The organism is Agromyces sp. NPDC055658 (assembly GCF_053618155.1).
The window spans coordinates 37,788-58,056 of sequence record NZ_JBSHHD010000013.1; the positions used below are offsets into that span (position 1 = coordinate 37,788).

Genomic DNA, 20,269 nt, shown 5'->3' on the forward strand with positions numbered 1-20,269 from the left:
CATGCGACCGCGAGGCGGTCAGCCTCGGCGTGCGCACGTCCACACCACGCAGGTGATCCCTGCAGAGAAGAGAGGTCGAGTGTGACTGTCAACGACCAGGATCCTTACTCGGTCGAGGCGATGGACTCGGATCCCGAGGAGACGAACGAATGGGCGGAGTCGCTCGACTCGCTCGTCGCCGAGAAGGGCCACCAGCGGGCGCGTGAGATCATGCTCAGCCTGCTGAAGCGCTCGAAGGAGCTGCACCTCGGCGTGCCGATGGTGCCCACCACCGACTACCTGAACACGATCGCGCCCGAGAACGAGCCGGAGTTCCCGGGCGACGAGGAGACCGAGCGCCGCTATCGCGCGTGGATCCGCTGGAACGCCGCCATGCTCGTGCACCGCGCGCAGCGTCCCGGCATCGGCGTCGGCGGGCACATCTCGACCTACGCGTCGAGCGCCGCCCTGTACGAGGTCGGCTTCAACCACTTCTTCCGCGGGCAGGACCACCCCGGCGGCGGCGACCAGGTCTTCTACCAGGGTCACGCCTCCCCCGGCATGTACGCACGCGCGTTCCTCGAGGGCCGTCTCTCGAGCGACCAGCTCGACGGCTTCCGCCAGGAGAAGTCGCACGCCCCGAACGGCCTCTCGAGCTACCCGCACCCGCGGCTCATGCCCGAGTTCTGGCAGTTCCCGACCGTGTCGATGGGTCTCGGCCCGATCAACGCGATCTACCAGGCGCAGCTCAACAAGTACCTCACCAACCGCGGCATCAAGGACGCCTCCGACCAGCACGTCTGGGCGTTCCTGGGCGACGGCGAGATGGACGAGGTCGAGAGCCGCGGCCAGCTCCAGGTCGCCGCGAACGAGGGCCTCGACAACCTCACGTTCGTCATCAACTGCAACCTCCAGCGGCTCGACGGCCCGGTGCGCGGCAACGGCAAGATCATCCAGGAGCTCGAGAGCTTCTTCCGCGGTGCGGGCTGGAACGTGATCAAGGTCATCTGGGGTCGCGAGTGGGACTCGCTGCTCGCGAACGACCACGAGGGCGCGCTCCGCAACCTCATGAACGTCACCCCCGACGGCGACTACCAGACGTACAAGGCCGAGTCGGGCGCCTACGTGCGGGAGAACTTCTTCGGCCGCGACCCCCGCGCCCTCGAGCTCGTGAAAGACCTGAGCGACGACGAGATCTGGGGCCTCAAGCGCGGCGGCCACGACTACCGCAAGGTGTACGCGGCGTTCAAGGCCGCGGTCGAGCACAAGGGCCAGCCCACCGTCATCCTCGCGAAGACCATCAAGGGCTACGGACTCGGTCCCGCCTTCGAGGGTCGCAACGCGACCCACCAGATGAAGAAGATGACGCTGGACAACCTGAAGACGTTCCGCGACTCGATGCGCATCCCGATCACGGACTCGCAGCTCGAGGAGAACCCCTACCTGCCGCCGTACTACAACCCGGGTGAGACCGACCCGGCGATCCAGTACCTGCACGAGCGGCGTCGCGCACTCGGCGGCTACACGCCCGAGCGCCGCGCGAAGTACACGCAGATCACGTTGCCCGACGAGTCGGCCTACGCGATCGCGAAGAAGGGCTCGGGCACGCAGGAGATCGCGACGACCATGGCGTTCGTGCGACTCCTGAAGGACCTGATCCGCTCGAAGGACTTCGGCCACCGCATCGTGCCGATCATCCCCGACGAGGCGCGCACCTTCGGCATCGACGCGTTCTTCCCGACCGCGAAGATCTACAACCCGAACGGCCAGCACTACACGTCGGTCGACCGCGAGCTGCTGCTGGCGTACAAGGAGAGCCCGCAGGGGCAGATCGTGCACGTCGGCATCAACGAGGCCGGCGCACTCGCCGCGTTCACCAACGTGGGCACGTCGTACTCGACGCAGGGCGAGCCGCTGATCCCGATCTACGTGTTCTACTCGATGTTCGGGTTCCAGCGCACGGGCGACGCGATGTGGGCCGCCGGCGACCAGATGGCGCGCGGCTTCATCATCGGCGCGACCGCCGGGCGCACGACGCTCACGGGTGAGGGCCTCCAGCACGCCGACGGTCACTCGCCGCTCCTCGCAGCGACGAACCCCGCGGTCGTCTCGTACGACCCCGCGTACGGCTACGAGATCGGGCACATCATGCGTTCGGGCCTCGAGCGCATGTACGGCGGCCAGCACGCCGACCCGAACGTCATGTACTACCTCACGGTGTACAACGAGCCGATCGTGCAGCCGGCCGAGCCCGAGGGCGTCGACGTCGACGGCATCGTCCGCGGCATCCACCGCCTCTCGGAGTCCGGTGCCGCCGGCCCGAAGGCCCAGCTGCTCGCCTCGGGTGTCGCCGTGCCGTGGATCCTCGAGGCGCAGCAGCTCCTCGCGGACGACTGGGGCGTGTCGGCGGACATCTGGAGCGTGACCAGCTGGTCCGAGCTCCGCCGTGACGGCGTCGCCGCCGACGAGCACAACTTCCTCAACCCCGACGCCGAGCGGCAGGTCCCGTACCTGACGCAGAAGCTCGGCGGGGCCCAGGGTCCGTTCGTGGCCGTCTCCGACTACGCGCACGCGGTGCCCGACCAGATCCGCGCCTACGTGCCCGGTCAGTACGCGACGCTCGGCGCAGACGACTTCGGCTTCTCCGACACGCGCGCGGCGGCCCGTCGCTTCTTCAAGATCGACGGCCCGTCGGTCGTCGTGCGCACACTCGAGCTGCTCGCCGACCGAGGCGAGGTCGACCGCTCGTTGCCGGCCCAGGCGATCGAGAAGTACCGGTTGCACGACGTGAACGCCGGTACGACCGGATCGGCCGGCGGCGAGAGCTAGCGGGCGCGAGGTGGCGACGAGGCCGAAGACGAAGGCGGAGACGCTCGCATGGTTGCGCACCATCGCGGGTGAGCTCGCGACTGCGACGCTCAAGCGACTCGAGGACACGTTGCCGTGGTACGGCGACATGCCCCCGAGCCGCCGTTCCGCTGTCGGCCTCGTCGCCCAAGCCGGCATCTCGTCGTTCATCGCGTGGTTCGACGACCCCCGGTCGACGCCCTGGATCGCCGCCGACGTGTTCGGCGCCGCGCCGCGGGAGCTCCTGCGGTCGGTGAGCCTGCAGCAGACGCTGCAACTCATCCGGGTGACGGTCGAGGTCGTCGAGGAACGGGTGAAGGACGGCGGCGAGCCGCTCCGCGAGGCGATCCTGCTGTACTCGCGTGAGATCGCGTTCGCGGCAGCCGACGTCTACGCCCGCGCCGCCGAGGCGCGCGGCCTGTGGGACGCCCGGCTCGAGGCCCTCGTCGTCGACTCCATCCTCTCCGGCGAGTCCGACGACGAGCTTCCGAGCCGCATCGCCGCCCTCGGCTGGCACGGTCACGGCGAGGTGGCCGTGCTCGTCGGCACGGCGCCGAAGCAGCTCGACGTCGACCACGTGCGCCGCGCCGCCCGGCACATGCACGCCGACGTGCTCATCGGCGTGCAGGGCAATCGCCTCGTACTCGTGATCGGCCGGGCCGACCCCCTCTCCCCCGACGGCGAGGAGTCGATCGGCACCTCGCCCGCCCTCACGTTCATGGAGATCGCGGCGCAGCTCGAGCCGCACTTCGGTCCCGGCCATCTCGTGCTCGGGCACGCCGTGCCGAACCTCGTCGACGCGTCGAAGAGCGCGAAGGCGGCGCTCGCCGGGTTCGCGGTGGCCCGGTCGTGGCGGCACGCGCCGCGACCCGTGCACGCCGACGACCTGCTACCCGAGCGCGCGCTCGCGGGCGACCCGCTCGCGCGTGCGACGCTCGTCCACCGCATCTACCGCCCCCTGCAGGCGCACTCGACCGAGCTGCTGACGACGCTCTGGAGCTACCTCGACAACGGCCGGTCGCTCGAGGCGACCGCCCGGGAGCTCTTCGTGCACCCCAACACGGTGAGGTACCGGCTGAAGCGCGTCTCCGACGTCATCGGCTGGGATGCCACGGGCGCACGCGAGGCGCTCATCCTCCAGTCGGCGCTCATCATCGGATCGATGAGCGACCACGAGCACGCCCCGCGACGACCATCCTGAACCGGCCCAAGCATGGCCGTGGCATCGCGACGCTGTGCAGTCGATACAACGGTTGTGCGAAGAGCTTGTGGCGTGTGCACACCACAGTTCGTCCTGTGATTGGCAGACTGGGGTGGTGATCGTCGTCGTCTGCCCTGGACAGGGCTCTCAGACCCCCGGATTCCTCACCCCCTGGCTCGCAGAACCCGGCTTCGCCGAGCGCCTCGACGCGCTCTCGGCCGCCGCGGGCATCGACCTGGCCGCGCACGGCACGGTGAGCGACGCCGACACCATCCGCGACACCGCGGTCGCGCAGCCGCTCATCGTTGCGGCCGGCCTGCTCACGCTCGACGCGTTGCTCGACGACGGGCGTGCAGAGCGAATCGGCGGGATCGCCGGACACTCGGTCGGCGAGATCACGGCGGCCGCCGGGGCCGGCGTGCTGACCGGCACCGAGGCGATCGGCTTCGTCGCCGAGCGCGGCCGCGCGATGGCCGAGGCCGCTGCGCTCGAGCCGACCGGGATGAGCGCCGTGCTCGGCGGCGACGAGGCCGATCTGCTCGCGCGCCTCGCCGAGCTCGGCCTCGAACCCGCGAACTTCAACGGCGGCGGGCAGATCGTCGTCGCCGGCGCGGTCGACGCCCTCGAGCAGCTGAAGGCCGAGCCGCCGGCCGGCGCACGGGTCATTCCGCTGCAGGTCGCCGGCGCGTTCCACACCCGGTACATGCGACCCGCCGTCGAGCGCCTCGCCGAGGTCGCCGAGCGGCTCTCCCCCGCCGACCCCGCCCTGCCGATCTGGACGAACCGCGACGGCAGCACGGTCGCCTCCGGCACCGAGTTCCTCGAACTCCTCGTCGGGCAGGTCTCGTCGCCCGTGCGCTGGGACCGCTGCATGGAGTCGTTCGCCGAAGCGGGCGTCTCCGGCATCATCGAGCTCGCACCCGCCGGCGCGCTCGTCGGTCTCGCCAAGCGCGGCCTCAAGGGCGTGCCGACGGTCGCCGTGAAGACTCCCGACGACCTCGCCGCCGCCATCGAGCTCATCGACCAGGCCGCCTGAGCCGCCGCCCCCGCGAACGGAGAAAGCCGAGCATGACGAGACCAACCCTCCAGCAGTCGCACGGACCCGCCTACACGCGCATCTACGCACTCGGTGCTGCGCGCGGCGCGAACGCGGTGCCGAACGACGACCTCGTCGGCCCGATCGACTCGTCCGACGAGTGGATCCAGCAGCGCACCGGCATCGTGACCCGCACCCGCGCCGACGCCGACGTGTCGGCGCTCGACCTCGCGACGGCCGCGGCGACCGAGGCCATCGAACGCTCGGGCGTCGCCCCCGAGCTCGTCGACCTCGTCATCATCGCGACGATCTCGAACGTGCAGCAGACCCCGTCGATGGCTGCGGTCGTCGCCGATCGGGTCGGGGCGAACCCCGCCGCCGCCTACGACACGAACGCCGCATGCGCCGGCTACGCCTACGCGGTGGCCCAGGCCGACGCCCTCATCCGCGCCGGCGCGGCGCACTACGCGCTCGTGATCGGCGCAGAGAAGCTCTCCGACGTCGTCGACCCGACCGACCGCTCCATCTCGTTCCTCCTCGGCGACGGCGCCGGCGCCGCCGTCATCGGCCCGAGCGACACGCCCGGCATCGCACGCACCATCTGGGGTTCGGACGGCTCGAAGGCGGGCGCGGTCGGCATGAACAGCACCCTCATCGAGTTCCGTGACGGCGCGGCCGAGTGGCCGACGCTCCGTCAGGAGGGCCAGACGGTCTTCCGCTGGGCGGTGTGGGACATGGCGAAGGTCGCGAAGCAGGCCCTCGACGCCGCCGGCGTCACGAGCGCCGACCTCGCCGCCTTCATCCCGCACCAGGCGAACATGCGCATCATCGACGAGTTCGCGAAGCAGCTCAAGCTGCCCGAGTCCGTGGTGATCGCCCGCGACATCGCGACGACCGGCAACACCTCGGCCGCTTCGATCCCGCTCGCAACGCACCGCCTGCTCGAAGAGCACCCCGAGCTTTCCGGAGGCCTCGCCCTCCAGATCGGCTTCGGCGCCGGACTCGTGTTCGGCGCCCAAGTGGTGGTTCTCCCCTGAACCGCCGACCCCTGTCCATCTAGACTGTCACTCGGTCAAACGAGACACCCCTCAAGGAGAAGAACCATGGCATTGTCCACCGAAGAAGTGCTTGCCGGCCTGGCCGAGCTCATCAACGACGAGACCGGCATCGCGACCGACACGGTTGAGCTGGACAAGTCGTTCACCGACGACCTCGACATCGACTCGATCTCGATGATGACGATCGTCGTCAACGCCGAGGAGAAGTTCGACGTGAAGATCCCCGACGAGGAGGTCAAGAACCTCAAGACCGTCGGCGACGCCGTCGACTTCATCGTCAAGGCCCAGGCCTAGTCGCTGCGACGAGCGGGCCGCGGCAACGTCCCGGCCCGCTCGATCCGTCCCCTTCGTCTTCCTCCCCGGAGTGTTTTCGTCATGACCAAGAACATCGTCGTCACCGGCATCGGTGCGTCGTCGCCGATCGGCGGCACCGCCCCCGACAGCTGGGCCGCGCTGCTCGCCGGCGCATCGGGCGCACGCACCCTCGAACACGACTGGGTGGCCGAGTACTCGCTGCCCGTCACCTTCGCCGCCGAAGCCCTCGTGCGGCCCGACACCGTGCTCGAGCGCCCGGTCGCGAAGCGACTCGACCCGTCGTCGCAGCTCGCACTCGTCGCCGCGCTCGAAGCGTGGGCCGACGCAGGCAGCCCCGAGGTCGACCCCGAGCGTCTCGGCGTCGACTTCGCCACCGGCATCGGCGGCGTCTGGACGCTGCTCGACGCGTGGGACACGCTGCGCGAGAAGGGCCCGCGACGGGTCCTCCCGATGACGGTGCCCATGCTCATGCCGAACTCGGCCTCCGGCAACCTCTCGCTGCACTTCGGCGCCCGCGCCTTCGCGACCACGGTCGCGAGCGCCTGCGCATCGAGCACCGAGTCGATCTTCAACGCCATCGAGCACCTCCAGGACGGCCTCGCCGACGTCGTCATCGCCGGTGGCACCGAATCGGCGATCCACCCGATCACCATCGCCTCGTTCGCCTCGATGCAGGCGCTGTCGAAGCGCAACGACGACCCGGCGACGGCATCGCGCCCGACGAGCATCGACCGCGACGGCTTCGTCATGGGCGAGGGCGCCGGCGTCCTCATCCTCGAGACCGAGGAGCACGCCAAGGCGCGCGGCGCGAAGATCTACGCGTACGTCGCCGGCGGCGGCGTCACGGCCGACTCGTACCACATCACGGCGAACGACCCCGAGGGCCGCGGTGCCGCCCGCGCGGTGAGGCTCGCACTCGAGCAGGCGGGCGCATCGCCCGACGAGGTGACCCACATCAACGCCCACGCGACGTCGACGCCCGTCGGCGACCCGAACGAGTACCAGGCGCTCAAGGCCGTGTTCGGCGCCCGGGTCGACGACATCCCCGTGTCGGCGACGAAGGCCTCGACCGGGCACCTGCTCGGCGGCACCGGAGCGCTCGAGGCGATCTTCACCGTGCTCGCACTGCGCGACCGCGTGGCCCCGCCGACGATCAACATCACCGAACAGGACCCGGAGGTCCCGTTCCGCGTCTCGGGCGCGACGCAGGAGCTCGGCAGCGGCGACCAGCTCGCGATCTCGAACTCGTTCGGGTTCGGCGGGCACAACGCCGTCGTCGCGTTCCGCTCGGCCTGATCGGCGACTCGCATCGAAGGACCCCGGCGCTGACGCGCCGGGGTCCTTCTCGTCATGGGGCCGTCTGCTTCGCTCGTACGTCTGCCGGGGTTCCCCGTCCGACCTCCGCGTCGCGCCGCAGCCGGCCCTCGGTCGTATCACCCCACCTGGTGCAGCCACACGACGGGGGCGAAGTCGCTCGCGTGGCGGAAGGGCTCGAGCTCGTCGTCCCAGGCCTGCCCGAGCGCGAGCCTGAGCTCGCGATGGAGTTCCCGTGCGTCGTGCCCGCCCATCTCCATGGCGTAGCGGATGCGGTCCTCGGGCACGACGGTGTTGCCGGCCGAGTCGGTCTGCGCGAAGAAGACGCCGAGCTCTGGTGTGTGCATCCAACGAGCACCGTCGCTGCCGGGCGTCGCGTCCTCGCTCACCTCGAACCGCAGCTGCTCCCAGCCGCGCAGCGCCGAGGCCATGCGAGCGCCCGATCCGGCGTCACCCTCCCAGTAGAACTCTGCGCGCAGCGCACCGCGAAGCACGGGCTGCTCCTGCCAGTCGAAGTTCACGGGGACTCCGAGGGCGCGCCCTGCTGCCCACTCGACGTGCGGACAGAGCGCCCGCGGCGAGGAATGCACGAACAGCACACCCCGCGCGGCGCGTGCGGTCCGCGCGACCGTCTCTGCCATCTCCATCTCCGTTCTCGTGAGGTGCGTCTTCCCCTACGACCTCGGAACGGCGGGTGGCCGGTGTTCGATTGTGGGCGGCATCGGCCGCACCGCCGATTATGCCCCGGATCAGGCGGGTTGACAAGGGTTCCCCTCGGTTCGCCGTGCCTCGGCATCATGCCCCGTCGACAACACTATGCTCGGTGAGGTATTCGCTCGCGTGGAAGGGAAGCCGCCGATGGCCGTCAGAGAAGCGCTCCTCGCACTGCTGCTCACCGGACCCGCCTACGGCTTCCAGCTGCATTCGGCGCTCGCGACGCGAACCGGCGGACGCCGACGCGTCAACGTCGGGCAGAGCTACGCGACGCTCGAGCGGGCCTCGAAGGCCGGCCTGACCGAATCGGCCGGGACGACGGCGGACGGACTCCCGCTGCACCGGCTCACCGCGGCAGGAACCGCGGTCGCGCGCGGCTGGCTCGAGGGCACGGATGCCTCGGGCGCCGACCCGTGGGACGAGACGATCGATCGCGTGCTGATCGGCGCGTCACTGCCTGACGTCGATGATCGCGCGATCATCACGAACGAGCGCGCGCGATGGGCCGACCGACTCGCATCGGCCGAAGCCGACGGTGACGTCGACGAGGCCACCGGCACGACGGCGGCGGCCACCGAACTGGTGCGCCTGGCCGGGGCCGCGGATGCCGCCCGAGCACGCGCGGCGATCGACTGGCTCGATACGACGGCACGCGTATCGGCATCCGGCCGGACGCTCGCGTTCGCGCCGACGGCCGAGCGCCCGCGGCGCGGCCGTCGCCCTGCGGTGACCTCGGACGCCGCCGGGGAGGCTCAACCGTCGGCCATCGCGTAGCTGTCGACGATCGCGAGGTCGAGCGGAAAGTCGACCGGGAAGTCGCCGAAGAGCAGTCGGCCCGCGTCGACGGCGCACGCCCGGACCGCGGTCGCGACCGCTTCGGCATGCTCGCTCGGCGTATGCACGATGATCTCGTCGTGCAGGTAGTAGACGAGGTGGGGCACCGCGCCGAACACCGGCCCCGACCGCTCGGCGCGCTTGATCGAGGGCGGGAGGGCGGCGAGGCGGGTGCGAAGCGCCGCCATCCAGCAGAGCGCCCACTCTGCGGCACTCCCCTGCACCACGAAGTTGCGGGTGAACCGGCCCCAGTCGCGCGCGACGCTGCGCGCGCGGCGCTCGTCGGCCGGAGTCGCGTCGGGCTCACTCGCCCTGGCCTGGACGGCATGCCAGGACGACGCCGGGGCGGGCGACGACCGCCCGAGGTTCGTGGTGACCTGTCCGCCGCGTTCACCCGTCGCCGCCGCCCGGTCGACGAGCGCCATCGCTCGCGGGTAGGCACGCGCCAGGCGGGGCACGAGCCGTCCGCTGTCGCCCGTCGTCGCTCCGTACATCGCCCCGAGGATCGCGACCTTCGCCTGGTCGCGCGTCTCGACGACGCCGTCGTCGACGATGCCCTGATAGATGTCGCGCCCTCGCGCGGCCGCGGCCATCGAATCGTCGTGGGCCAGGCCCGCGAGCACCCGGGGCTCGAGCTGGGCCGCGTCGGCGACGACGAGCGACCAGCCCGGGTCGGCGACCACGGCGCCGCGAATGTTCTTCGGCAGTTGCAGCGCTCCACCCCCTGAGGTCGCCCAACGTCCCGTCGCCGTGCCGCCCGGTACGTAGTCGGGGCGGAATCGCCCGTCGGCGATCCATTCGTCGAGCCACGCCCAGCCGTTCGCGCTCAGGAGCCTCGCCGATCGCTTGTACGCGAGCAACGGGGCGATCGCCGGGTGGTCGTGGTCGCGAAGCTCCCATTTGGCCGTGGAGTCGACCTGGATGCCCGCGTTCCGCAGCGCACGCAACAGCTCGACCTGCGAATCGAGGTTGGCCGAGGGCTGTTCGAGCGCGGCGCGGACCTCGGCCGCCAGGATCGCCATGCGCTCGGGCTTCCAGCCGGGTTTCGGACGCGGGCCGAGCTCGGCCTCGAGAATCGCCTCGTGGACCTCCCTCCGCCACGGAAGACCGGCGGCATGCAGCTCAGCGCCGATCAGGGCACCGGCCGACTCGGCCGCGAGGAGCAGCCGCATCGCTCCGGGACGTGCACTCGCGCGCGTCAGCCGCTCCTGCCGCCGGAACTCCGCGACGACCGCGTCGAGGACGACGGTCGCCGGATTCGTGTTCGGGGATGCACCGTCGTCGAGCGCTTCCCCCAGTTCGAACAGGGCGGTCGCTCCCGCGCCCGAGTGCGAGGAGGGCGCGACCGCGCCGACCCCACCACCCGAGAGGTTCGGTGCGGCGTCGAGCCATCGCGGCCTGCCCGTCTCGGCTTCGCGAGCGGCACGCGCATCGGTCGACCCCTCGAGGATCGCACCGCAGAGCAGGAGGTCGTGGCACCGCTCGATGCGGACACCGGCGTCGAGCAGCATCGGATACCAGTGCCGAGTGTCGCTCCACACCCACCTCGGCCCGTGCTGCTCGAGCGCGGCCGCCCGTGCCGGCAGGTCGGCGACCTCGATCACTTCGGCGCTCGCCGCGGGGTCGTCGAGATCGACGAGGGCGACCCGGTCGCGCCCGTCGGCCCCGGCCGCGATCCGCACGTATCCATTCTCGTGGCCGCCGCCGACATCGGATGTCGGCGGCGCAAACGAGACTCATGGTCATGACGAACGAGGAGCGGTCTCCGTGGTCGCAGTGAGGTTCCGCTGCGGGCACGGTGCACCGGCCGACGATGCGCACGTCATCGGCCGTCCCTGCCCGCTGTGCATGCTCATCGCCGAGACCCAGCGCTCGCGTGCCGAACTCCTCAGGCGCGTGTCGCCGGCGCAACGAGCCCGCCTCGCCACCGAGACGCGTCTCGGCGCCGAGTACGAGTGGCGCTGCGATCGGGGTCACGATCGCTATCGGGCCTCGGTCGCCGACCAGCTCACGGGCACCGGCTGCACCAAGTGCCGAACGAACGCGCACGCACCGGCAGCCCTCCGGGAGGCGGGTGTGGCGTTCATGAACCCGGGGCTCCGCACTCGCACGTCGATGACCGAGCAGCGGCTGCGAGCGCTCCTCGGCGAACGCATCAGGCTGCATCACCGGGTCAACGCCGTGCGGGTCGCCCGCACGTTCTTCGGCCGCACCGAGGTCTGGCCCGACATCATCGTGCCGCAACTGCGCATCGCGGTCGAGTACGACGACCCGGGCCGCTCGCGCCGAGCGCACCTCGGGCTGAAGGAGGCCTCCGACCTCGAGAAGGACGAAGCGCTGGGCGAGGTCGGCTGGCGGGTCATCCGAGTTCGCGGCGGCGGGCTCGGCCCGCTCGGGCCCACGAGCATCGTCTGTGCACGCCTCACGGCCGAGGTCGCCGACGACGTGGTCGCGATGATGCGACGCATCCGCGGCGACGCCGCCGTCGACGCGATCCTGGTCGGCGTTCAGCGCTCGGGCTTTGATTCGGCCTGACTCCGTCTGCTAGGAATGGAGCGCCCCCCTACCGGCCGACGATTGGACCCGACGATGAGTTCCCCCAGCCTCCAGACCGAGCCCGAAGCCCTGAGCGACTACGCAGCGGTGGGAGGCGCCCCCGCGATCAGCGCGGTCGTCGACCGCTTCTACGAACTGGTGCTCGGCGACGAGAACCTCGTGCGCTACTTCGACGGCGTCGAGATGGTCCGCCTCAAGCGGCACCAGGTCGCGCTCGTCTCGACCGTCATGGGCGGTCCGGTCGTCTACGAGGGCCGCGATCTCCGCAAGGCCCACGCGAACATGGGCATCTCGGCGGGCGACTTCGCCGCTGTCGCGGGTCACCTGGTGACCGCCTTGACCGACGCCGGCGTTCCGTCGGAGATCATCGATCGCACGGTGAGCGCGGTCGCCGCGACCCAGCCCGACATCGTCGAGGTCACCTCGACGCACGAGTGACGCGTTGGACACCGCCGCTCTGAAGCACACCTGGTCGCTGGCGGAGTCGCTCGGCGACGAGGTGCCGCTCTTCTTCTACTCGCACCTGTTCTACACGCACCCCGAGCTGCGGGCCATGTTCCCGGTGTCGATGGCGACCCAGCGCGACCGACTCGTCGGCGCGCTGGGCCGCATCGTCTCGAACGTCGACCAGCTCGACGAGGTGACCGCGTTCATCCAGCAGCTCGGCCGGGATCATCGACGCTTCGAGGTGATCGCCGAGCACTACGACGCCGTCGGTCTCTCACTGCTGACGACGCTCAAGCACTTCCTCGGCGACCAGTGGACCGCTGAGCTCGCCGCGGACTGGGCCGCGGCCTACGGCCTGATCGCCACCGTCATGGTGCAGGCGGCCGAGGATTCCGAACACGACAGTCCGGCGTCCTGGCAGGGTCATGTCATCGCCGTCGAGCGAAAGAGCATGGAGCTCGCGGTCGTGCAGGTGCGCCCCGAACCCGAGCTGACCTTCGAACCCGGGCAGTCGGTCGCGGTCGAAACGGCGCATGCGCCACGACTGTGGCGCTACCTCAGCATCGCGAACGCGCCGCGGGCCGATGGAACGCTCGAGTTCCACGTGCAGCTCGTACCGGGTGGCCAGGTCTCGAGCGCGATCGTTCGCAAGCTCAAGGCCGGCGACGTGCTGCGGCTCGGGGCGCCGGTCGGGCGGGAGCTCACGCTCGAGCCCGAGGAGCACCACCGTGAACTGCTGATGGTCGCGGGAGGCACCGGGTTCGCGCCGCTCCGCGCGCACCTCGAGCGCATCGACCTCAACTGGCAGAAGACCGGCCAGGCTCCTCGCGTCCACCTGTTCCACGGAGCACGCGTGCCGTGGAACCTGTACGAGCACCGTCTGCTGCAGAGCCTCGCCGGACGCCCGTGGTTCACCTACACGCCCGTCGTCTCCGATGATCCGAGCTACCCCGGGCAGAAGGGGCTGGTCGGCGATGCCGCGGTCGCAGAGGGCGTCCGCCCCGATGCCCTCGCGATGGTCTGCGGCTCCCCCGCCATGGTCAAGCACACGCTCGCACGGCTCCGCGGCGCCGGCGTCGCGTCGGGCGATCTCCGGTTCGAGCAGTTCGCGACGCTCGAGGAGGAGCGCCCGGAAGAACGTCACGACATCCGAGATGGGCAGCCGTCCGGGTTGCCCGCCGAACGAATGGGAAGTGCCCGATGACTCCCGATCTTGAAAATGAGCCGCAATCCGATTTCGTACCGATGCCGACGGCGATCCCGTCGACGCCTGCAGCACCTGAGTCGAGTCCTGCGCAGGAGATCGATCTCGCGCGCGCCGTCGCCCGCCTGCCCAAGACGGACTCTGCCAGGTTCGCGGTCCGGCACATCGGCGCCGGTTACGATCGCGCCGAGATCGACGCGTTCCTCGTCGAACTGAACGAGGCGATCGACGTCGTCCGAGAGGCGGCGGAACGGGATCGCCGAGAGCTCGAGGAACTTCGCGCAGAGAACGCGAGACTCAGCGCTACGGCTGAGGCGAAGCTCGACGAAGAAGTCACCCTCGGAGCCGTCGACCTGCTCTCGCAGGCGCAGACGATCGCCGACCGGGCCGTTGCCGACGCCGAGCAGTACGCGCGCGAACTCGTGCTCGCGGCCCGCGAGGAGTACCGCGACGTGCTGGAGCGTGCCGCACGTGCAGAGGACGCCCATGCGGCCGCCGGAGCCACCGGGCCGGCGCCGGCGCCCTCGCCGCAGGCGGCGATGCCCGAGATCGAGTACGTGCGCACATACGCTCAGGTCGCGCAAGTTCAACTGCGTTCGGTGCTCGAGGCGCTGGCCGAACAGGTCGACCGGCTCGGCGCCCTGCCGCAACCCGCAGGCGAACCGGCTGCACCGGCGGCCGGCGACGATGTCGCCGACGCGGACGAGGTCACCGACGAAGAACCCGATTGGCTCCCTGCTGTGCCGCCGGAACCCGCTCTGCAGCGACAGACGTACATCAAGCCCTGATCCGGCGGCCTCGCGACGACCTCGCCCCGGAGATCTGCGAACGTCGGGGTGCGCCGCTCCCCCGACGCGCGTAGATCGAATGGCATTCGTCGTCGTCGAGGCCGATGCGTTTCGCGTGCGCACGGTCTCCGAGCGCCACCGGCGCGTCAGCGAAGCGACGGCGCGCGCCGAGGACGGATGGGTGGCAGCGTCTCATCGCTCGAATCCATCGACGGGTGGATGCTGCGGACTCGGCGTCGGCCACCGCGAATCCCTCCGTCGCGTGCTTGCAGCGAGACGGTGCTTGCGCCAAACTGAGCATGTCTCGCATACGAGACGGCCAGTGGGGGGCGGGCATTCGGAGCGCAGGGCGTCACGAGCAGGCGCGAGGTGGGATCGATGGATGACCGTCGCACAAGCACGAGCACGAGCACGAGCACGAGCACGAGCACGAGCCTGCGGCTGAGCCGCCGCGCGTTCATCACGGCCGCCGGCGCCGTCGGAGCGGGCTTCATGCTGTACGCCGTGATGCCGGGTGGCATCCGAGTCGCGGTGGCACACGTCCCCGGCGGCGCCCTCGCACCCGCCGACGTGCCGAAGTTCCGAACACCGTTGCTCATCCCGCCGGTCATGCCTCGGGCCGGCACCGTCGCCATGCGTGGCGGCAAGAACGCGGACTCCTACGAGATCTCGGTGCGGCAGTTCACTCAGCAGGTCCTCCCCGCCGGCATGCCGGCCACCACCGTATGGGGGTACGGCGCTGTCGCCTCGACGAGCAAGAAGGGACTGCTGGTGCACCACGCTCCCTCGCTCACGATCGAGGCGAAGTGGAATCGGCCGGTTCGGGTGAAGTGGATCAACGAGCTCGTCGATGACGACAGGCGGTTCCTGCCGCACCTGCTGCCGGTCGATCCCACGTTGCACTGGGCGAACCCGCCGGGCGGTGCGACCGGACGGGACTCGCGGCCGAGGTTCGAGACGACGCCGAACGCCTACGACGGACCGGTGCCGATCGTCACGCACCTGCACGGCGCAGTCGGCGTCGGTGACGAGAGCGACGGATACCCCGAGGCGTGGTATCTGCCCGCCGCAGACGACATCCCCGCAGGCTTCGCGACGGACGGCACGTGGTACGAGTTCTTCGCCGGCAAGGCGGGCAGCGAACACGCGGTGGCCTGGGGCACCGGCTATGCCGTCGTCGACTACCCGAACGACCAGCGCGAATCGACCCTCTGGTTTCACGACCACACACTCGGAATGACCCGGCTCAACGTCTATGCAGGTCCGGCGGGGTTCTTCCTCGTACGCGGCGGGCCCGAGGGCGCAGACGCGATCCTCGACGGCCGCTTCGGGACCACCGCCGTGCTACCTGGGCCGGCACCGAAGGACGGCGACAAATTCCCGGCGAACAAGACGTACCACGAGATCCCGATCGCCGTGCAGGACCGTTCGTTCGACGAGGACGGATCCTTGTTCTACCCGGACACGCGGGCCCTCTTCGACGGCATCGTCGGCGACTACCTGCCCGCGGGCGAGTTCTCCCCGATCTGGAACCCGGAGTTCTTCGGGAACATGATCATCGCCAACGGCAACACGTGGCCGTTCCAGGTCGTCGAGCAATGTCGCTACCGGTTGCGGTTCCTCAACGGATGCCAATCGCGGTTCCTGATCCTGGACTTCTCGGCGATCCCCGGTCTCGAGGTGTGGCAGATCGGCAATGAGGGTGGATACCTCGATGGGCCGGTGAACCTATCGGCCGATCACGCGGGCCGGCTGCTCATGGGGCCTTCCGAGCGCGCGGACCTCATCGTCGACTTCACCGGCGTTCCGCTCGGGTCGTACGTCCTCGGCAACGTCGGTCCGGACGAGCCGTTCGGAGGCGGAACCCCTGGCGTGGACTTCGATCCCTCCGACGCCGCCTCGACGGGGCAGGTCATGCAGTTCCGGGTCGTCCCGGCGGTCGCGCCCGATCCGACGACCCCGCCCCGATACCTGGTACTCCCAGCGCGAACGCCTCTGCCGGCCGAGACGTCTACCCGGTCGCTCGCGCTCATCGAGAAGTCCGCGATCGGATTCGATGCTGGCGGTCGTCCGGTCGACGGCCCGACGGAGGCGGTCCTCGGCGTCGTCGACGCCGGCGTGCCGGTCCCGCTCGATTGGGACGACGACGTCACCGAGAATCCGCAGGTCGGCGCCACCGAGGTGTGGGAGTTCGTGAACACGACCGGCGATGCGCATCCGATGCACGTGCACGAGGTCGCCTTCGAAGTGGTCGGCCGCGAGAGGCTCGTCCTGGACGAGGAGGGTGAGGTCGCCGTGCCCGTGACGCCGGCCGGCTCGATGCGTCCCCCGGAGCCGTGGGAGACCGGCGTGAAGGACTCGGTGATCTCCTATCCCGGCGAGGTCACCCGCGTGCGGCTCCGGTTCGCACGTCCTGGACAGTTCGTCTGGCACTGCCACATCGTCGAACACGAGGACAACGAGATGATGCGCCCGTATCGCGTCGGCCCCGAACAGCACGGGCAGCCGGGCGTGCAGGTCATGCAGGGCGGCGGAGTCCGACATCGCGCGGCGCCCGACGGTTCACGTCCGGTCGCCTGACGAGCCGTCCCTCAACTCACCCGCAGTTCCTCCGGCGAGACGACCAGGTCGACGAGCGCGCCGTTCCGCAGCACGGTCATCTCCATGCGCCGGCCGATCGCCGCTTCGACCATGAGCCGCTGCACGCCGGTCGGATCGAAGACGGGCGTGCGGTCGATCGAGATCACGATGTCGCCAGCCTTCGCGCCGCGAGGGCGGCCGGACTGCCCGCGATGGTCGACATGACCTGCATGCCGGTCGGCGATCCGATGCGGTCGCTCGCGTCGGGGCTCAACCTGACCCTCGTGCCGGCGATCCCGAGCCACGCGCGGCGCACGCGACCGGTCGTCGTGAGGGTCTCGATGATCGCGAGCGTGCTGGCGTTCATCGGCACCGCGAGTCCGAGGCCGATACCCGCGACCGCCGTGTTGACGCCGACGAGCCGACCTGAACTGTCGGCGAGCGCACCCCCGCTGCTCCCGGGATTCAGGGCGGCATCCGTCTGGATGACCTCGTCGATCACCCGCCCGGAGCGAGTCGGAAGCGAGCGCCCGAGGGCTGAGACGATGCCCGCCGTGACGCTGCCCGCAAGCCCCCTCGGATTACCCAGCGCAACCACCAGCTGCCCGACCCGCAGTTGCGACGCGTCGCCGAGCGGCACCGGAGCCGGCGTCGGCCCGAGCGCGCGCAGCACGGCCAGATCGGAGAGCACGTCGGCACCCACGACGCCCGCGTCAGAGGTTCGCCCGTCGGCGAACGCGAGTTCGACGGTGGATGCCTCGGCCACGACATGCGCACTGGTGAGCAGGTGCCCGTCGGCGCTGATCACCGTAGCGCTGCCGGCTCCCGAACCCGCCGACGTGCGCACGCTCACCGCGGCGACCGCGGGCAGCACCTGCTCGGCCACGCGCACGACCGCGGCGGAATAGGCGTCGAGCGCCTCGCTGTCGTCCATGCGGCAAGTCTCGCCCCGCGTCGGCGCCGTTCCGCCGCTGTTCGCCGACGGCGGAGCGGACGCCGAACTCGACACGCGATCGAACGACCCGAAAGCGCTCGGCCCGACCTCGTTCCTCGCGAGCCGTTCGCTCGGTCAGACGTCGATCCACTCGGTTCCATCACCGGGGCGGATCCGCGCCAGCGGCCGTCGCCCCGCACGCGACGAACTCCGCGCCCGGCTCTCCGCTCCGCGAAACGAACGTCGGCAGAACACCGACGAAGCTGATCCATTCGCTCGAGTCCTTGCCCGATCCTGCTCGAATCAGCAGAATCGGGTGCGCACCGGGCCGGCATCCTGCTTCAATTCCGGCATGCGACTCGACGACGTACGCGACCTCATCTCCAAACACGCCGGCGAGGCGACACCGATCGTCGACGGGGCGGTCATCTCCAAGATCGAGCACAGCGGACCGCCGGAACTCAGCACGACCGGCACCGTGCTCGTGCTGCTCGCGCAAGGCGCCAAGCGACTCGCCGTCGGCGACCAGGTGCACGACTACGCGGCCGGCCAGTGCCTCGTGGCATCGGTGGACCTGCCCGTGAGCGGGCACTTCGTCGACACGACGCCCGAGTCTCCAGCGCTTGGTTTCGCGCTGACGCTCCGCCCTGCGTTGATCGCCGAGTTGCTGCTCCAGGCAAACACGATGCCGCGCCCTCCCGTCGAACGCGATCGCGGCAGCACCGGGATCTCCGTCGGAGACGCTTCACCGGACCTGATCGACGCGGTCGGGCGGATGGTCCGCCTCGTCGAACGACCGGCGGACCGATCCGTGCTCGCACCGCTCATCGAACGGGAGTTGCACTGGCTCGTCCTGAGCAGCCCACACGGCGTCTCGGCCCGCGACCTGGGCCTCGCGGACAGCGGTGTGAGTCGCGTCGGCCACGCGGTGCGATGGATCCGCGAGCACTACACGGAACCGTTCCGGGTCGTGGAGCTCGCCGATCTCGCCCGAATGAGCCAGTCGGCCTTCCATCGCGCGTTCCGCGCCGTCACCGCCCTCAGCCCGATCGAATATCAGAAGCAGGTGCGATTGCAGGAGGCGCGGATCCGGCTGGTCGCCACGCCCGGCGACGTCGCCGGCGCGGCTCGCGCGGTCGGCTACACGAGTCCGTCGCAGTTCAGCCGCGACTACCGTCGCCGCTTCGGTGCCGCTCCGTCGCAGGATGCCGCGCGACTGAACGAAGCGGGAGGCGCACGATGATCCGCGGCACCTCGACCTTGACCGCCGTGCGAAGCATGGAGGGCGACCGGGTCACGACCCTCGAGCTCTTCTTCGACCTCGCCTTCGTCTTCGCGTTCACCCAGCTCAGTCGCCTCATGGCGCAGGAGCACGACCTCATCGGGGTCGTGCAGGCGATGACGATCCTTGCGCTGCTGTGGTGGTCGTGGAACTCATACGGGTGGCTCGCCAACCTCGCACATGCCGACCAGGGCTGGGTGCGCGCCGTGATGCTCGTCGCAATGGGCTCGATGGTGATCGTGGGCGTCACGGTTCTGGAGGCCTACCACGATCTGCGCGGCGGTCTGTTCGCGCCGCTCGTCTTCGTCGGCGCATACCTCCTCGCGCGCATCACGCACATCTTCGCGTTCGCGGTGGTCTCGGCGCGGCCGCTGCGACGCCGGGCGTTCCTCACCTCGCTGCTCGCCGTTGTACCGTCAGGCGTCCTGCTCATCGCCGGCGCGATGATCGGCGGCGGGTGGCAGCTCGGCCTGTGGCTCGCCGCCGTCGTGATCGAACCCGTCGTCACCCACCGCATGAGCAGCGGCGTGGACTGGCGGGTCGGTTCGACGGTGCACTTCACCGAAACGACACGGGCTGATCGTGATCCTGGCGATCGGCGAGTCGATCATCGCGATCGGAGCCGGCGTCGCCCAGGAGCCGATCGACCTTCCCATCCTGCTCGGCATCGTGTGCGCGCTCGTCGTGGCGGCCGGATTCTGGTGGGCGTACTTCTCCCGACTCGCCCACGATGCCGAGGGAGCACTCGCCCGTCGCGACGAGGGCGACCGGGCCAGGACTGCACGAGATGCCTACACCTATTTGCACCTGCTCATCGTCGCCGGCATCGTCTTCGCGGCACTCGGTATCGAGGAAGCACTCGCGCACGTCGGCTCGGCAGCACCGCTCGGGTGGTTCAACGCGGCAGCACTGGGCGGCGGCACCGCCGGCTATCTGGCGGCGACGGTCTGGTTCCGGTGGCGGACGACGGGCGAGACGAACGCGGTGCGCCTCACAGGCGCGGTCGCGTCGGTGCTGATCGTGCCACTGCTCGGTGCCCTGCCGGCGCTCGGAGCGCTGGCGGTCGTCTCGCTGGTCGTCGTCGGCGCGCTCGGCTTGGAATCGATGTCTCGCGGATCCAGGCGGCACTGCGGCTCGGGCGATCGATCGACATCGGCCTGAACGGGGGCGTGCACACCGG

At 70.2% G+C, this 20,269-nt stretch carries 16 protein-coding genes and 2 pseudogenes; 15 read left to right on the forward strand and 3 right to left on the reverse strand.

What is annotated here, in order from left to right:
* Window positions 1-81: 81 nt before the first annotated feature.
* The 6 genes from aceE to ACWGPE_RS08190 all read left to right on the forward strand — a co-directional run bounded on the left by aceE (window position 82) and on the right by ACWGPE_RS08190 (window position 7,732).
* Complete coding sequence (gene aceE / locus ACWGPE_RS08165) at window positions 82-2,808, forward strand: pyruvate dehydrogenase (acetyl-transferring), homodimeric type (RefSeq protein WP_452048484.1); 2,727 nt, start codon at window positions 82-84, stop codon at window positions 2,806-2,808.
* A 10-nt stretch (window positions 2,809-2,818) separates the two neighbouring features.
* On the forward strand, window positions 2,819-4,027 hold the full coding sequence (locus ACWGPE_RS08170) for a PucR family transcriptional regulator (protein ID WP_231431100.1): 1,209 nt from the start codon (window positions 2,819-2,821) through the stop codon (window positions 4,025-4,027).
* A 115-nt stretch (window positions 4,028-4,142) separates the two neighbouring features.
* Window positions 4,143-5,063 carry an ACP S-malonyltransferase gene (locus ACWGPE_RS08175; RefSeq protein ID WP_231431101.1) on the forward strand — a complete coding sequence of 307 codons (921 nt, stop codon included), beginning with the start codon at window positions 4,143-4,145 and terminating at the stop codon, window positions 5,061-5,063.
* 32 nt (window positions 5,064-5,095) lie between these two features.
* Window positions 5,096-6,100, forward strand: coding sequence for a beta-ketoacyl-ACP synthase III (locus tag ACWGPE_RS08180; protein WP_231431102.1), 1,005 nt, complete (start codon window positions 5,096-5,098; stop codon window positions 6,098-6,100).
* Window positions 6,101-6,166: 66 nt separating this feature from the next.
* Window positions 6,167-6,415 (forward strand): acyl carrier protein, encoded by a 249-nt coding sequence (locus ACWGPE_RS08185; RefSeq protein ID WP_056731598.1) that lies wholly within the window; start codon window positions 6,167-6,169, stop codon window positions 6,413-6,415.
* Between the two features lie 81 nt (window positions 6,416-6,496).
* Window positions 6,497-7,732: a beta-ketoacyl-[acyl-carrier-protein] synthase family protein gene (locus ACWGPE_RS08190; protein WP_275505837.1), complete on the forward strand. Its 1,236-nt coding sequence runs from the start codon at window positions 6,497-6,499 to the stop codon at window positions 7,730-7,732.
* Between the two features lie 137 nt (window positions 7,733-7,869).
* Here ACWGPE_RS08190 and ACWGPE_RS08195 read toward each other — a convergent pair whose 3' ends face one another.
* Window positions 7,870-8,391: a DUF3145 domain-containing protein gene (locus ACWGPE_RS08195; protein ID WP_231431104.1), complete on the reverse strand. Its 522-nt coding sequence runs from the start codon at window positions 8,389-8,391 to the stop codon at window positions 7,870-7,872.
* A 217-nt stretch (window positions 8,392-8,608) separates the two neighbouring features.
* Here ACWGPE_RS08195 and ACWGPE_RS08200 point away from each other — a divergent pair, with 217 nt between their 5' ends.
* A complete protein-coding gene (locus ACWGPE_RS08200; protein WP_275505838.1) occupies window positions 8,609-9,238 on the forward strand; it encodes a PadR family transcriptional regulator in 630 nt (209 codons plus the stop codon).
* Here the strand turns inward: ACWGPE_RS08200 and ACWGPE_RS08205 are convergent.
* Window positions 9,217-10,980 (reverse strand): bifunctional 3'-5' exonuclease/DNA polymerase, encoded by a 1,764-nt coding sequence (locus ACWGPE_RS08205; protein ID WP_275505839.1) that lies wholly within the window; start codon window positions 10,978-10,980, stop codon window positions 9,217-9,219. The genes ACWGPE_RS08200 and ACWGPE_RS08205 overlap by 22 nt on opposite strands.
* A gap of 85 nt (window positions 10,981-11,065) precedes the next feature.
* Here ACWGPE_RS08205 and ACWGPE_RS08210 point away from each other — a divergent pair, with 85 nt between their 5' ends.
* The 5 genes from ACWGPE_RS08210 (at window position 11,066) to ACWGPE_RS08230 (ending at window position 16,873) form a co-directional block, all read left to right on the forward strand.
* A complete protein-coding gene (locus ACWGPE_RS08210) occupies window positions 11,066-11,833 on the forward strand; it encodes a zinc-ribbon domain-containing protein (RefSeq protein ID WP_231431107.1) in 768 nt (255 codons plus the stop codon).
* Between the two features lie 54 nt (window positions 11,834-11,887).
* Window positions 11,888-12,292 (forward strand): group I truncated hemoglobin, encoded by a 405-nt coding sequence (locus ACWGPE_RS08215; RefSeq protein ID WP_231431108.1) that lies wholly within the window; start codon window positions 11,888-11,890, stop codon window positions 12,290-12,292.
* Window positions 12,293-12,296: 4 nt separating this feature from the next.
* On the forward strand, window positions 12,297-13,505 hold the full coding sequence (locus tag ACWGPE_RS08220) for a globin domain-containing protein (RefSeq protein ID WP_452048485.1): 1,209 nt from the start codon (window positions 12,297-12,299) through the stop codon (window positions 13,503-13,505).
* A 41-nt stretch (window positions 13,506-13,546) separates the two neighbouring features.
* The gene (locus ACWGPE_RS08225; RefSeq protein ID WP_275505841.1) at window positions 13,547-14,293 is read left to right on the forward strand and encodes a hypothetical protein; all 747 of its coding nucleotides are present in this window, start codon (window positions 13,547-13,549) and stop codon (window positions 14,291-14,293) included.
* Between the two features lie 378 nt (window positions 14,294-14,671).
* The gene (locus ACWGPE_RS08230) at window positions 14,672-16,873 is read left to right on the forward strand and encodes a multicopper oxidase family protein (RefSeq protein WP_452048486.1); all 2,202 of its coding nucleotides are present in this window, start codon (window positions 14,672-14,674) and stop codon (window positions 16,871-16,873) included.
* Window positions 16,874-16,884: 11 nt separating this feature from the next.
* On the opposite strand, the pseudogene ACWGPE_RS08235 reads toward ACWGPE_RS08230, so the two are convergent.
* A pseudogene (locus ACWGPE_RS08235) lies at window positions 16,885-17,807 on the reverse strand (S1C family serine protease).
* Window positions 17,808-18,159: 352 nt separating this feature from the next.
* Between ACWGPE_RS08235 and ACWGPE_RS08240 the strand changes: the two are divergent.
* The 3 genes and pseudogenes from ACWGPE_RS08240 (at window position 18,160) to ACWGPE_RS08250 (ending at window position 20,250) form a co-directional block, all read left to right on the forward strand.
* On the forward strand, window positions 18,160-19,050 hold the full coding sequence (locus ACWGPE_RS08240; RefSeq protein ID WP_255679938.1) for an AraC family transcriptional regulator: 891 nt from the start codon (window positions 18,160-18,162) through the stop codon (window positions 19,048-19,050).
* Window positions 19,051-19,085: 35 nt separating this feature from the next.
* Window positions 19,086-19,538, forward strand: a pseudogene (locus ACWGPE_RS08245) (low temperature requirement protein A); the annotation flags it as partial.
* A gap of 133 nt (window positions 19,539-19,671) precedes the next feature.
* Window positions 19,672-20,250, forward strand: a complete 579-nt coding sequence (locus tag ACWGPE_RS08250) for a low temperature requirement protein A (protein ID WP_452048487.1) — start codon at window positions 19,672-19,674, stop codon at window positions 20,248-20,250.
* The last annotated feature ends 19 nt before the right edge of the window (window positions 20,251-20,269 follow it).

What these genes read in the sequence shown, in the direction of transcription:
- ACWGPE_RS08180 (WP_231431102.1), top strand. Translation starts at nt 5,096, where the DNA reads ATGACGAGACCAACCCTCCAGCAGTCGCACGGACCCGCCTACACGCGC.
- ACWGPE_RS08185 (WP_056731598.1), top strand. Translation starts at nt 6,167, where the DNA reads ATGGCATTGTCCACCGAAGAAGTGCTTGCCGGCCTGGCCGAGCTCATC.
- ACWGPE_RS08190 (WP_275505837.1), top strand. Translation starts at nt 6,497, where the DNA reads ATGACCAAGAACATCGTCGTCACCGGCATCGGTGCGTCGTCGCCGATC.
- ACWGPE_RS08195 (WP_231431104.1), bottom strand. Translation starts at nt 8,391, where the DNA reads ATGGCAGAGACGGTCGCGCGGACCGCACGCGCCGCGCGGGGTGTGCTG.
- ACWGPE_RS08200 (WP_275505838.1), top strand. Translation starts at nt 8,609, where the DNA reads ATGGCCGTCAGAGAAGCGCTCCTCGCACTGCTGCTCACCGGACCCGCC.
- ACWGPE_RS08215 (WP_231431108.1), top strand. Translation starts at nt 11,888, where the DNA reads ATGAGTTCCCCCAGCCTCCAGACCGAGCCCGAAGCCCTGAGCGACTAC.
- ACWGPE_RS08225 (WP_275505841.1), top strand. Translation starts at nt 13,547, where the DNA reads ATGCCGACGGCGATCCCGTCGACGCCTGCAGCACCTGAGTCGAGTCCT.
- ACWGPE_RS08230 (WP_452048486.1), top strand. Translation starts at nt 14,672, where the DNA reads ATGGATGACCGTCGCACAAGCACGAGCACGAGCACGAGCACGAGCACG.
- ACWGPE_RS08240 (WP_255679938.1), top strand. Translation starts at nt 18,160, where the DNA reads ATGCGACTCGACGACGTACGCGACCTCATCTCCAAACACGCCGGCGAG.